Annotated in this window: 15 protein-coding genes; 6 read left to right on the top strand and 9 right to left on the bottom strand. The window is 66.6% G+C overall.

The features are described 5' to 3' along the window. Positions 1 to 43: 43 nt before the first annotated feature. Both AC07PA_RS05385 and AC07PA_RS05380 read right to left on the bottom strand, forming a co-directional pair. Entirely contained in the window at positions 44 to 535 is a 492-nt protein-coding gene (locus tag AC07PA_RS05385; protein ID WP_145696896.1) for a molybdenum cofactor biosynthesis protein MoaE, read from the bottom strand. After that, a complete protein-coding gene (locus AC07PA_RS05380; protein WP_007849068.1) occupies positions 532 to 762 on the bottom strand; it encodes a hypothetical protein in 231 nt (76 codons plus the stop codon). The genes AC07PA_RS05385 and AC07PA_RS05380 overlap by 4 nt, the downstream gene beginning before the upstream one ends. A gap of 63 nt (positions 763 to 825) precedes the next feature. Between AC07PA_RS05380 and AC07PA_RS05375 the strand changes: the two genes are divergently transcribed. The 4 genes from AC07PA_RS05375 to dapA all read left to right on the top strand — a co-directional run bounded on the left by AC07PA_RS05375 (position 826) and on the right by dapA (position 3,851). Further along, a complete protein-coding gene (locus AC07PA_RS05375) occupies positions 826 to 1,080 on the top strand; it encodes a hypothetical protein (RefSeq protein ID WP_145696895.1) in 255 nt (84 codons plus the stop codon). Positions 1,081 to 1,168: 88 nt separating this feature from the next. After that, positions 1,169 to 2,296 carry an acyltransferase family protein gene (locus AC07PA_RS05370; RefSeq protein WP_494604659.1) on the top strand — a complete coding sequence of 376 codons (1,128 nt, stop codon included), beginning with the start codon at positions 1,169 to 1,171 and terminating at the stop codon, positions 2,294 to 2,296. A gap of 23 nt (positions 2,297 to 2,319) precedes the next feature. After that, entirely contained in the window at positions 2,320 to 2,661 is a 342-nt protein-coding gene (locus AC07PA_RS05365) for a hypothetical protein (protein ID WP_007849063.1), read from the top strand. Positions 2,662 to 2,945: 284 nt separating this feature from the next. Next, the gene (gene dapA / locus AC07PA_RS05360; RefSeq protein ID WP_494604657.1) at positions 2,946 to 3,851 is read left to right on the top strand and encodes a 4-hydroxy-tetrahydrodipicolinate synthase; all 906 of its coding nucleotides are present in this window, start codon (positions 2,946 to 2,948) and stop codon (positions 3,849 to 3,851) included. Between the two features lie 12 nt (positions 3,852 to 3,863). Here dapA and AC07PA_RS05355 read toward each other — a convergent pair whose 3' ends face one another. The 7 genes from AC07PA_RS05355 to AC07PA_RS05325 all read right to left on the bottom strand — a co-directional run bounded on the left by AC07PA_RS05355 (position 3,864) and on the right by AC07PA_RS05325 (position 11,156). Continuing rightward, positions 3,864 to 4,115: a MoaD/ThiS family protein gene (locus AC07PA_RS05355; RefSeq protein ID WP_494604655.1), complete on the bottom strand. Its 252-nt coding sequence runs from the start codon at positions 4,113 to 4,115 to the stop codon at positions 3,864 to 3,866. Beyond that, positions 4,112 to 5,350 carry a molybdopterin molybdotransferase MoeA gene (locus AC07PA_RS05350; protein WP_494604653.1) on the bottom strand — a complete coding sequence of 413 codons (1,239 nt, stop codon included), beginning with the start codon at positions 5,348 to 5,350 and terminating at the stop codon, positions 4,112 to 4,114. The genes AC07PA_RS05355 and AC07PA_RS05350 overlap by 4 nt, the downstream gene beginning before the upstream one ends. Beyond that, complete coding sequence (gene mobB, locus AC07PA_RS05345) at positions 5,347 to 5,892, bottom strand: molybdopterin-guanine dinucleotide biosynthesis protein B (protein WP_145696889.1); 546 nt, start codon at positions 5,890 to 5,892, stop codon at positions 5,347 to 5,349. Before mobB ends, AC07PA_RS05350 begins: the two co-directional genes overlap by 4 nt. A 136-nt stretch (positions 5,893 to 6,028) precedes the next feature. Beyond that, on the bottom strand, positions 6,029 to 7,459 hold the full coding sequence (gene thrC / locus AC07PA_RS05340; RefSeq protein ID WP_494604651.1) for a threonine synthase: 1,431 nt from the start codon (positions 7,457 to 7,459) through the stop codon (positions 6,029 to 6,031). A gap of 40 nt (positions 7,460 to 7,499) precedes the next feature. Beyond that, a complete protein-coding gene (locus AC07PA_RS05335) occupies positions 7,500 to 8,834 on the bottom strand; it encodes a homoserine dehydrogenase (protein WP_007849047.1) in 1,335 nt (444 codons plus the stop codon). 12 nt (positions 8,835 to 8,846) lie between these two features. Next, positions 8,847 to 9,884: a DUF1176 domain-containing protein gene (locus AC07PA_RS05330; protein ID WP_494604649.1), complete on the bottom strand. Its 1,038-nt coding sequence runs from the start codon at positions 9,882 to 9,884 to the stop codon at positions 8,847 to 8,849. 36 nt (positions 9,885 to 9,920) lie between these two features. Beyond that, positions 9,921 to 11,156, bottom strand: a complete 1,236-nt coding sequence (locus tag AC07PA_RS05325) for a pyridoxal phosphate-dependent aminotransferase (protein WP_494604647.1) — start codon at positions 11,154 to 11,156, stop codon at positions 9,921 to 9,923. Positions 11,157 to 11,299: 143 nt separating this feature from the next. Here AC07PA_RS05325 and AC07PA_RS05320 point away from each other — a divergent pair, with 143 nt between their 5' ends. After that, positions 11,300 to 11,677, top strand: a complete 378-nt coding sequence (locus tag AC07PA_RS05320) for an Mth938-like domain-containing protein (RefSeq protein WP_007849042.1) — start codon at positions 11,300 to 11,302, stop codon at positions 11,675 to 11,677. A gap of 189 nt (positions 11,678 to 11,866) precedes the next feature. Continuing rightward, positions 11,867 to 12,352, top strand: a complete 486-nt coding sequence (locus AC07PA_RS05315; RefSeq protein ID WP_007849039.1) for a peroxiredoxin — start codon at positions 11,867 to 11,869, stop codon at positions 12,350 to 12,352. Positions 12,353 to 12,394: the final 42 nt, after the last annotated feature.

Below are 12,394 nucleotides of genomic sequence, written 5' to 3'. Positions count from 1 at the left end.
TGCGCACCCGCTTCTGCAGCGCAGCGCACAAAATTACCAACATTTACATATCCACGTTGTCCGCAGCAATGCCCCACCGGGCCAGGGCCGCGTCGTCGCTCACGCGCGCATCGACCCAGCGCGCGCCCGCCGGCGTGACCTCCTTCTTCCAGAACGGCGCCTGGGTCTTGAGGTAGTCCATCAGGAACTCGCAGGCCTCGAAACTCTGGCCCCTGTGGGCACTGGTGACCGCGACCAGCACGATCTGGTCTAGCGGCTGCAGCAGCCCCACCCGGTGGATCACGCGCACGCCGAAGAGCTCGAAGCGCCCGAAGGCCGCATCGACCATCGCGGCAATGGACTTCTCGGTCATGCCCGGGTAATGTTCCAGTTCCAGGGAGGCCACGTCATCGCCATCGTTGCGGTCGCGCACCGTGCCCACGAAGGCGCACACCGCGCCCACGCGGCGGTCTCCGTGGCGCAGCGCAGCCACCTCGGCGGACAGATCGAAGTCTTCCGTCTGGATGGAGACGCTGCATGCCTGGGGCGACGTCATGGCGAGCGGTGCAGGCGGGGGGCGGCCAGCAGGGCGCGCTCCTCTTCCAGCACTTTTTCCAGTTGTACGAGTGCGGGCGTGCGCGGCAGCTTGGCCACCAGGGCCTGCAAACGCGTGACGTCGGTCACCGTCGGGGCCACTTTCACCTGCGCAATGGCCGCCGGGTGGTTGCCGGACTGGATCAACGCCAGTACCTTCGTGGGCCATTCACTCTTGGGTTTTGCCATGGATCTGTTTTTTCTGAAAAAAGAGGTCGATTGTCTGTAGCATCCGGCAGAACTGTACCCCCCATGGCCACACAAACCATCACCACCGAAAAATACAAGCTCTACCCCTCGCCGCGCAACCGCACGAAGGATATCTTCACGCACGAGGTGTTCGTGCCCTACCCCTATGCCCTGGTGGACCTGGACAGCATGGACCTGTCGGGCAAGACCACGCTGTTCGCTGCCTGCCGGCTGTCGGACATGAAGATGGGCCAGGTGGTGACCTTCGAGCTGGACGCTGACCGGGCGAAGTTCGAGCGCCTGTTCACCCCCGACTGAGCCGCCAGGCCTGTCGCCCACCCTTGATTCCAACGGCGTCCCCCCGGGTCGCCAACCCGTCCCGGGCGGGCGGAACGACCTCCTTTCCATGAAATTTTCAGACATCACGCAGCGCCTGCAATCGGTAGAACACGACAACAACATCGATGTCCTGCGCGCCTGCGCCATCCTCTCGGTGGCGCTGCACCACTTTGCGGCCTACTCCGGCATCCCGGTGCCGCTGTTCGGCCCCGATGGCGGCGGCATCGGCGTGCAGCTGTTCTTCCTGATCTCGGGCTACCTCATCATCCAGAGCGCCGAGCGCAACTCCCTGGGCGACTATGCCAAGGCCCGGTTCTTTCGCATCTTCCCGGTGTACTGGGTGGCCCTGGTGGGCATCGTGCTGGTCGAGATGGCACTGGTCCCCGGCTTTCGGCAGCTGGTGGTCAGCGACTACCCGCATTTCCTGCTCAACCTGCTGAACCTGCAGCAGCTGTCCGTGCGCAGCAGCCTGTACTTCGACCGCGTGCACGTGGGCTGGACGCTCACGGTGGAGCTGTTCTGGTACGCCATCGTGCCGGTGCTGGCCCTGGTGGCGCACCGGCTGCGCTGGCGGCATTTCTGGCTGGGCGTGCTGGCCCTGTCCACCCTGCTGTCCGTCGCCTGGATCAAGACGGCCAACACCGGTGCGCTCGACTTCCTGTACCTGGGCCAGGCACGCCGCCTCGGCCTGGAGTTCTCGCCCGTGCTGCAGCATGCGCTGATCAAGTCCAACATCGTGGGCTACCTGTACTTCTTCGTGATGGGCACGGTGATCTATCGGTACGAGGCGGTGCTCAAGCGCATCCCCAGCAGCATCCTGTGGCCCGTGGCTCTGCTGCTGATCGTGCTGTGGTCGCAGTGGCAGGTGGTCGTGGGCCTCGCGCCGCAGCCGCTGGCGGCCGTGGGCCTGGCCTGCGTGTTCATCCTGCTGCTCAAGCTGCCGCCCATCCAGGACGTGCTGGCGCGCTACATCGGCAAGATTTCGTACTCGCTGTACCTCGTCCATGCCAAGGTGATGCTCGTGGTCTATGTCAACCTGCAATGGTCGGGAGCGGGTGCCCACCTCGCGGTCGTGGTGGCCGCCCTGCTGCTGGCCACAGGGCTGTACTACACCGTGGAGCAGCCCATGATCGAGTACGGCAAGCGCTTTCGCGGCGCGCGGCGTGCCGGCACTGCCGCCGCCACGGCGAACTGACCCTTCTCTCCCGCCTCCCTGCCATGCACGACGACGACAACCAGATCCACGTTCCCCCTTCTTTCATGGCCGTGTACAGCGATGCCCGCCAGCGCCTGCGCGAGCCGGCCAGCGTGGTGCGCACGCGCTACGAGCTGTGCGAAGACCTGGCCGGGCACCTGGTGGAGCATGCGCAGACGCTCTACCACGTGCAGGCACCCTCCGAAACCGAGATCCTGCGGCGCATCCATGCCGGGCTGTGCACGGGCGAATCGGGCGTGTCCGTGCCCGAGGCGACCTGGATCGTGACGCGCCTGGCCGAGTTGCTGGTCTGGCAATGCCCCGAGCTGCTGCCCCCTGCCGAGCCGGCCCCGCAGGCTGGCTGACGCACAGACCCTTGCACGGGCTCCGGTTCTTGCCGCTATACTGCGCGCCATGACCACCCACTGCACCCTGGCCCTGAACACCGCACCTGCGGTGGCCGTGCAGCGCGTGGTCAAAGCCAAAAAACCAGAGCTCATCTGACCGGAGCTGTGGTTCCGTCCGGATGAGCGACGGAACCCCTGGCAGAAAGACAGCTCCCTCTTCCCCTCTCTCCTTTCTCTCCCGGTATTCCGCGCGCGCAGCCTGGCGGTTCTTCCCTTGGTCGAACCTGAAAGGATGTTTTCGCATGTCCCCCCTGACATTTGCCACGGCTGCCGTACCTGCGGCAGCCAACCACCCCGCCCACCCTGTCTTCAGCGGCCTTTGGATCGCCCTGGTCACACCGTTCAAGGACGGCGCGGTGGACCACCCGGCCCTGGCCACCCTGACAGCCCGGTTGCGCGCCGAAGGCGTCTCAGGGTTCGTCGCCTGCGGCTCCACCGGCGAGGCCGCAGCCCTGGACAAGGCCGAACAGTTGCAGGTGCTGGAAACCGTGCTCGAAGCCGCTCGCGGCCTGCCCGTGGTGATGGGTGTCTCGGGCTACCACCAGGGCCAGGTGCTCGACCGGGTGCAGGCCCTGGCGCGCTACCCGCTGGCGGGTCTGCTGGTGTCCGCACCGCACTACATCCGCCCGTCACAAGACGGCCTTCTGCACTGGTTCCGCGCCATCGCCGACGCCAGCGCGGTGCCTGTGGTCCTCTACGACATTCCCTACCGCACGGGCGCCACGCTCACCACCGAGACGCTGCTGGCACTGGCGGCACACCCCCGCATCCAGGCCATCAAGGACTGCGGTGGCAGCTCTGCCAAGACGCAGGCCCTGATCGCGGATGGCCGCCTCCAGGTGTTGACCGGTGAAGACGCGCAAATCTTCAACACGCTGGCGCTGGGCGGCTCCGGCGCCATCTCTGCCTGCGCGCACTGGCAGACGGCGCAGTTTGTGGAACTGGTGGGCTTGCTGCGCGGGGGCGATCTGCCCCAGGCCCGCCGCGCATGGCAGGCCCTGCAACCATGGATCGAGGCCTGCTTTGCCGAACCCAACCCCGCCCCGCTCAAGGCCATGCTGGCGCACGCCGGAGAGATGCGCAATGAACTGCGCGCACCCATGATGGTGGCCTCGCCAGCCCTGGTGCAGCGCCTGCTGGCGCTGTAGCCAAGGAAGGGATCAACCGCCCGTGACCGGCGGGAAGAACGCCACTTCGGCGCCTTCGTGCAGGGCGGCGGCCTCACCGCTCATCACCTGGCCGAGCGCCATGCGCACGGCCCGCCCGCGGGCCAGGCTGGCGGCATGGGCGCCGCCGCGCGCAATCAATTCGTCGCGCAGCCCGCCCAGGGTGGCAGCAGCGGTGTCCACCGCCTCGCTGCCTTCGCCGATGGCCTCGCGGATGGAGGCGAAATAGCGCACAGTGACTTTCATCCCAGCAGCTCCGCAAAGGCAATGAATTGCACCGTATCGCCCGGTGCGATCGTCTGGCCGGCAGGGTTGTCCACCACGCCGTCGCCCCAGGCAGCAGACGTGAGCACGCTCGAGCTCTGGTTGGAAAACAGGTCCAGCCCGCCCTCTGCGTTGTGCCGCACGCGCAGGAACTCCCGGCGCTTGTCGGCCCGGGGCCAGGCGAAATGCGCCGTGGCGGGCAGCGCGCGCGGAGCCACGGCCGGCACGCCCTGCAGGCGCAACAGAAAGGGCCGCACCAGCAGCGCGAAGGTCAGAAAGCTCGACACCGGGTTGCCCGGCAGCCCCATGAAGTGGGCGTTGCCGACCCGCCCGTAGGCGAAGGGCTTGCCCGGCTTCATGGCGATCTGCCAGAGGTCCAGCGTTCCGAGCGACTCCACGGCGGGCTTGATGTGGTCCTCTTCTCCGACGGACACACCGCCGCTGGTGAGGATCAGGTCATGGGCCTCGCTCGCCTGCTGCAGGGCCTGCACGGTCGCATCGCGCCGGTCGGGCACGATGCCCAGGTCGGTCACCTCGCAGCCCAGGCGCAGCAGCATGGCGCGCAGGAAGAAACGGTTGCTGTTGTAGATGGCGCCCGGGCGCATCTGCTCGGGCGGCACATCCCCCGGCATGACCAGTTCGTCGCCGGTGGAGAACAGCGCCACGCGCGGGCGGCGCGCCACCTGCAGCTGGTGCAGGCCGATGCTCGCCGCCAGGCCCAGTTCGGCGGGCGCCAGGCGGGTGCCGGCGGACAGCACCACGGCGCCGCGCGTGATGTCTTCACCGGCCCGGCGTATCCACTGGCCGGCGGCCGGCACGGTGTTGATGCGCACGCTGCGGCCGTCGTCCAGGGCTTCGCAGTCTTCCTGCATCAGCACCGCATCGGCGCCTTCGGGGATCGGTGCCCCCGTAAAGATGCGCGCGGCCGTGCCCGGCTGCAGGGGGGCGCCCGCGCTGCCGGCGGCAATGCGCTGCGACACGGGCAGCACCGTGCCTGCAGCGGCCACGTCGGCGCGGCGCACGGCGTAGCCGTCCATGGAGCTGTTGTCGTTGGGAGGCACCTGCAGGGACGAGACGGCGTCCTGGGCCAGCACCCGGCCGTCCGCATCGAAGGTGGTGACCGTCTCGGTGCCTGCCAGCGGCGTTGCGCGCTCCAGCAGATCGGCCAGTGCGTCGGCCAGGGACTTGAGGGGCTTGAAAGCGGTGAGGGGTCTCATTGGTGCAGGTCCCAGTCGTATTCGAAGCGCTCGGCATAGTGCAGCAGCCAGTCCACGACCTGGGCCGGGTCGTTCAGGTCGAGCAGGGGCAGGCCGGTGGGCACGGGCAGTTGCTCCGGCGCGTCGGTGGCCACTGCGGCCACGAAATCGTCCTCGGCGTAGCGCACCGGCTTGGGTGCCTGGCCGGCCTCGGGAGCGCGCCAGACCTCGACCTTGAGCAGGTCGCTGTCCTTGAAACCTTCTACCAGCACCCAGTCCACGCCCTGGTACAGCTCGGCCAGCAGGTGGTGCACGGTGAGCTCGGCCGGGCGCTCGAACTCGCGCACCAGCGCCAGGCGGCGGTCGGAGGCCGCCACCACCTCGAAGGCACCGGCCTCGCGGTGGCGCCAGGTGTCCTTGCCCACGTGGTCGATGTCGAAGCTGTGGTGCGCGTGCTTGACCACCGAGACCCGCAGACCGCGCAACCGCATCTCGGGAATGAGCTGCTCGACCAGCGTGGTCTTGCCGCTGCCGGAAAACCCTGCAAAACCTACCACCTTCATCCCATGCTCCTGCGCAAGGCCATGGCATCCATGGTCCACCAAGCTCCGTCACAGAGCGACAGGGACGCCCCAGGGCGTCCCGAACGACAGGCACCCATTGCCCGACGCACCCATGGCACGGCGGGCAGGGGGTGCCTCACTGGCAGTGGCGCTCGATGTAGGCCTGCACCTGGCGCACATCGGCCGGCATGACCTGCACGCGCTTGGGCAGGTCTTCAATGCCGGCGAACTTCGCGGGCCGGTCCGGTGCCTGGCCCAGGGCCTCGACGATGGTTTCGGCGAACTTGATCGGCAGGGCCGTCTCCAGCACGATCATCGGCACGGCGGGATCACTGTGGTGCTCCAGCGCCACCTTCACGCCATCGGCAGTGTGGGTATCGATGGTCACGCCATGGCGCTGGAAGTTGTCGCGGATGGTGGCCAGGCGGTCGGCATGGGTGCTCTTGCCGCTCTCAAAGCCGTAGCGGGTGGCGGCCTCGGCAAAGTGGGGGTCAGCGCTCAGGTCGAACTTCCCCTCCTTGTTCAGCGCATCGCCGAACAGGGCCTTGGTGCGCGCGCCATCGCGGCCCAGCAGGTCGAACACGAATCGCTCGAAATTGCTGGCCTTGCTGATGTCCATCGAGGGGCTCGATGTTTCGTGCGTGTCCGCACTGCTGCGCACGCGGTACACGCCCGTGCGGAAGAACTCGTCAAGCACGTCGTTCTCGTTGGTGGCCAGGACCAGTTTCGCGATCGGCAGGCCCATGGAGCGCGCCACATGGCCCGCGCAGATGTTGCCGAAGTTGCCGCTCGGTACCGTGAAGCTGACCTGCTGGTCGTTGGTCTCGGTAGCCTGCACGTAGCCGGCGAAGTAGTAGACCACCTGCGCCAGCAGGCGCGCCCAGTTGATGGAGTTGACGGTGCCGATCTTGTACTTGCGCTTGAAGGGCAGGTCGTTGCTCACGGCCTTGACGATGTCCTGGCAGTCGTCGAACACGCCTTCGATGGCGATGTTGTGGATGTTCTCGTCCTGCAGGCTGAACATCTGCGCCTGCTGGAAGGCGCTCATGCGGCCGTGCGGGCTGGTCATGAAGACGCGCACGCCCTTCTTGCCGCGCATGGCGTATTCGGCCGCGCTGCCGGTGTCGCCACTGGTGGCGCCGAGGATGTTGAGCTCCTCGCCGCGGCGGCCCAGTTCGTACTCGAACAGGTTGCCCAGGAGCTGCATGGCCATGTCCTTGAAGGCCAGCGTGGGGCCGTTGGACAGGCCTTCGAGCCACAGGCTGTTTTCCAGGTGGCGCAGGGGCACGATCTCGCCGGTGCCGAAGACCTCGGCCGTGTACGTCTTCTCGCACAGTGCCTTCAGGTCGGCGGCCGGGATGTCGTCGATGTACAGCGACAGGATCTGGAAGGCCAGCTCGGCGTAGCCTTGCTCGTGGTAGGCCTTGCGCAGGCGCGTGAGCATGGCGTCGTCGACCTGCGGATAGTGCTCGGGCAGGTACAGGCCGCCATCGGGCGCCAGGCCTTCGAGAAGGATGTCGCAGAACTGCTTGCGGTCTGCATGGCCGCGGGTGCTGAGGTATTTCATGGGGGTTCCGTCTGCGTTCAGGGCGCGGGTGCCGGCTGCGTCAGTTGAGCTCTTCCTTGCGGATGCGCGTGATCGGGGCCAGCACGGTGGGCAGGGCCTGCATCTGGGCCAGCACGGCGTCCATGGTGCCTTCGCGCGTCTCGTGCGTGAGGATGATGAGGTCCGTTTGCGTGGAACCTTCTCCGCCGACTTCGTCGGCTTCGCGCTGCAGCATGGCGTCGATGCTGATGCCGGCCTCGGCCAGCAGGCCCGTGACCTTGGCCAGCACGCCGGCCTGGTCGGCCACGCGCAGGCGCAGGTAGTAGCTGGTGACCACTTCGCTCATGGGCAGCAGGGGCAGCGTACCCATGGCATCGGTCAAGGTGTTGGCCTGGAAGGCCAGATGCGGCACGCGGTGCTCGGGGTCGGCCGTGTGCAAGCGGGCGATGTCCACCAGGTCGGCGATCACGGCGCTGGCGGTGGGCTCGCTGCCCGCACCCTTGCCGTAGTACAGCGTGGTGCCCACGGCGTCGCCCTGCACCACTACGGCGTTCATGGCGCCCTCGACGTTGGCGATCAGGCGCTTGGAAGGCACCAGGCTCGGGTGCACGCGCAGCTCGATGCCCTTGTCCGCACGCTTGGTGATACCCAGGAGCTTGATGCGGTAGCCCAGCTGCTCGGCGTACTTGATGTCGGCCGCGCCGAGCTTGGTGATGCCCTCGACATAGGCCTTGTCGAACTGCACCGGGATGCCGAAGGCAATCGCGCTCATCAGCGTGACCTTGTGGGCAGCGTCCACGCCTTCGATGTCGAAGGTGGGATCGGCTTCGGCATAGCCCAGGCGCTGCGCTTCCTTGAGCACCACGTCGAAATCCAGGCCCTTGCTGCGCATCTCGGACAGGATGAAGTTGGTGGTGCCGTTGATGATGCCGGCGATCCACTGGATGCGGTTGGCCGTGAGGCCTTCGCGCAGTGCCTTGATGATGGGGATGCCACCGGCCACGGCGGCCTCGAAGGCCACCATCACGCCCTTGGCCGATGCGGCCGCGAAGATCTCGGTGCCGTGCACGGCCAGCAGCGCCTTGTTGGCGGTGACCACGTGCTTGCCGGCGGCAATGGCCTCGAGCACCAGCGCACGCGCGATGCCGTAGCCGCCGATGAGCTCAATGACGATGTCGATGTCGGGGTTGGCGATGATGGCGCGCGCGTCGTTGACCACCTGGATGCCTGCACCCACGGCAGCCCGTGCGCGCTCCACGTCCAGGTCGGCCACCATGGTGATCTCGATGCCGCGGCCCGCGCGGCGGCGGATTTCTTCCTGGTTGCGCTGCAGTACGTTGAACACGCCGCTGCCGACGGTGCCGATGCCCAGCAGGCCTACTTGGATGGGTTTCATGGTCATAAAAAATCAGGGTTTCTTGGAAACAGGGTTGGTGGGCAGGACCACCTTGGAGATTCGGACAGGCAGTTGCCAGGCGCCGCCGGCGAAGCCGCGGCACATGCTGTCGCCGGATTCGCCGGTCAGCACGAAGCCTTTGCCGTCGAAATGCCATTCCACGAGGGACCAGCAGTCACCGATGCCGCGTCCCTTCATGGAGGAGCGGATCGAGCCATCTGCCGCATCGAATTCGCCTTCGGCGTCGAGTTGCTGCGGCTGGTAGGGCGGGCGGTCGTTGGCCAGCCAGTTCAGTCCACCGAAATTGTAGGCGCCCATGGCACAGGGGATGGACAGCAGTACCTTGCGGTCGGTAAGGCGATGTACCTGCACGTCGGCGGGCTTGGGGTGATCGCCATTGCAGCGCTCGTCCACCTCCTTGGCGTCGATGGCGGCAAGCAGCGGCTTGGCCAGCGCGGCATCGCCCTTGCGTTCGGGCAATGCGCGCACGGCATGGACCACCGGCGCCGGCACAGCGGCCAGCACCGAGGACTCGGCCTGGGTGCCGCGCTTGACCAGGGCGCCCGGCGTGCCAACGCGGCCCTGGGCCTCGTCCATCTTGAGCAGCACGGCGGAGGCACCGGAGAGCGATAGCACCCACCGGTCCTTGCCCGCGGTGACGATGGCCTCGTCGTTCTTCTGCAGCGCCTGCAGCAGCGCCGCCACCTGGCCAGCAGGAATGCGCGGGATGTCGCCCGTGAGGCCGGGCAGCGAAAGCTTGCCCACCTGGAGGTTCAGCGCTGCCGGCGTGGCCTGCTCGGTCGAGACCTGCAGGTCCACCAGCACCGGCGTGCCGGGCCCGGCCTCGCGGGTCAGGCGGATGGAGACGGGTTCGGAATCACCGGCGTCGGCCTGGTAGCCCACGGCCCGGCAGGCCCGGGTGTTGTCGCACTGCAGGCCCCAGTCCTTGTGCCTAAAGCCCACGGGATCCTTGTCCGCAGCCTGCACCGGCACCAATGCAGTCAGGCCGGCGAGCAGTGCCAGGACGCGAGCGGCGAGGCGGTTGCGCATGGGCAGGTCTCCTGTCGGTCAGCGGGCCCGGCCGCTTCAGGCAGCCGCGGTCTGCTGGCGCTTGCGGTACTGCTCCAGGAAGCGGGCCACTCGGCCGATGGCGTCGCGCAGGTCGTCCTCGTGGGGCAGGAACACGATGCGGAAATGGTCGGGCGCCGCCCAGTTGAAGCCGGTGCCCTGCACCAGCATGACCTTGGTCTCCTGCAGCAGCTCCAGGAAGAACTGCTGGTCGTCCTGGATCGGGTAGATGGCCGGGTCCAGGCGCGGGAACATGTACAGCGCGGCGCGCGGCTTCACGCAGGTGACGCCCGGGATGGCGGTGATCAATTCGTAGGCCAGGTCGCGCTGCTTGCGCAGGCGGCCGCCCTCGCACACCAGCTCGTTGATGCTCTGGTGGCCGCCCAGCGCGGTCTGGATGGCCCACTGCCCCGGCACGTTGGCGCACAGGCGCATGTTGGAGAGCATGTTCAGGCCCTCGATGTAGTCGCGCGCCGGCTTCTTGTCGCCCGAGACCACCAGCCAGCCCGCCCGGTAGCCGCAGGAGCGGTAGCTCTTGGACAGCGAGTTGAAGGTCAGGGTGAGCACGTCCTCGCTGAGCGAGCCGATGGCGGTGTGCGTGGCACCGTCGTACAGCACCTTGTCGTAGACCTCGTCGGCGAAGATCACCAGGCCATGCTCGCGCGCGATGGCGACGATGCCCTTGAGCAAATCGTCCGAGTACAGCGCGCCCGTGGGGTTGTTCGGGTTGATGACCACGATGCCCTTGGTGCGCGGCGTGATCTTGGCGCGGATGTCAGCCAGGTCGGGCATCCAGCCGTTGGCCTCTTCACACAGGTAGTGCACGGGCGTGCCGCCCGAGAGGCTGGCCGCCGCCGTCCACAGCGGGTAATCGGGCGAGGGCAGCAGCAGTTCGTCACCGTCGTCCAGCAGGGCGTTGGTGGCCATCACGATCAGCTCGCTGGCGCCGTTGCCCAGGTAGATGTCATCGAGGACCACGCCCTTGATGCCCTGCTTTTGCGTTTCGTGCATCACCGCCTTGCGGGCCGCGAAGATGCCCTTGCTGTCCGAATAGCCGGCCGAATTGGGCAGGTTGCGGATCATGTCCTGCTGGATCTCTTCGGGCGCGTCGAAGCCGAACACCGCCAGGTTGCCGATGTTGAGCTTGATGATCTTGTGGCCGTCCTCCTCCATCTTCTTGGCCGCGTCCATGATCGGGCCCCGGATGTCGTAGCAGACGTTGGCAAGCTTGGCGGATTTCTGGACGGTTTTCATGCGCTGGAGGGTGCGGTGGAGAAAAAGTGCGGTTCGCACCAGGGTCAGCCAACGGGGCCGGCCAATGGGCGAAACCTATAATTTGACCACAGATCACCAGCGAGGCGGGCCCCCGGGCCCGCGCCGCGCACCCGACGCACACCATGAAATTCCAGCCGGACAAAGCCAACGTACAAACCGTCACGGGCTATGGCCCAGGCTGGATCGGGGTGGATGGCGAAAAGATCACCCACAGCGTGATCGTCGGCTCGAACGGGCTGCGCCAGGCCTGGCCCTGCGCGCGCTACGAAGACCTCACGGCCGAGCATTTTGCCGAGCTCGCGAAACTCGATACCGAGCTGGTCATCTTCGGCAGCGGCCAGCGCAACCGGTTTCCGCCACCGGCATGGCTGCAACCGCTGATGGCGCGCCGCCTGGGCCTGGAGACCATGGACACGGCCGCCGCCTGCCGCACCTACAACATCCTGGCAGGCGAAGGCCGCAACGTGGTGGTGGCCCTGCTGCTGGAGGCAGCGCCCTGAAAACAGGGGCACAGGACATCGCCAGGTACCGAACAGGTTCCAGCCTGTGTACTTTGGTTACAGAATGCGATTCGCGAAAGAGTCCGTTTCAGGGTAAAATCTCCGGTTGCGGTCAGGGGCCTTCCAAAAGCAATAACACCCCCACTCCCCTGGCTTATCAACGACTACATCCTGAGAGATTGAAGTGATATGGCGATCGTTGTCAACAAACCCCTCCCTGAATTTGAAGCCAACGCGACTGGTGGACTGAAGGTCTCCAACACCTCCCACCTTGGCCAAATTCTGGTTCTGTACTTCTATCCCAAGGACAACACCCCGGGCTGCACGACGGAGGCCATGCAGTTCCGTGACAAGTACAAGGATTTCGTGAAGGCCGGCGCAGCCGTGTTCGGCGTGTCGCGCGACAACATGAAGTCGCACGACGACTTCAAGGAAAAGCTGGAACTGCCGTTCGAGCTGATCGCCGACACCGAAGAGAAGATGTGCCACATGTTCGGCGTGGTCAAGAACAAGATCATGTACGGCAAGAAGGTCAAGGGCATCGAGCGCAGCACCTTCCTGATCGGCCCCGACGGCCTCCTGGTGCAGGAATGGCGCGGCCTGAAGGTCCCCGGCCACGTGGACGAAGTGCTCAAGGCCGTCAAGGGCATCAAGGCCCTGAAAAAAGCCGCCTGAAGCCGGGCTGGGGGGGGGCCCGCAGCAGCCCCCGCCACCTGG

The sequence above is a fragment of the Acidovorax sp. GW821-FHT09B03 genome, assembly GCF_059418305.1.
This window is presented reverse-complemented; position numbering and strand designations above follow the sequence as displayed.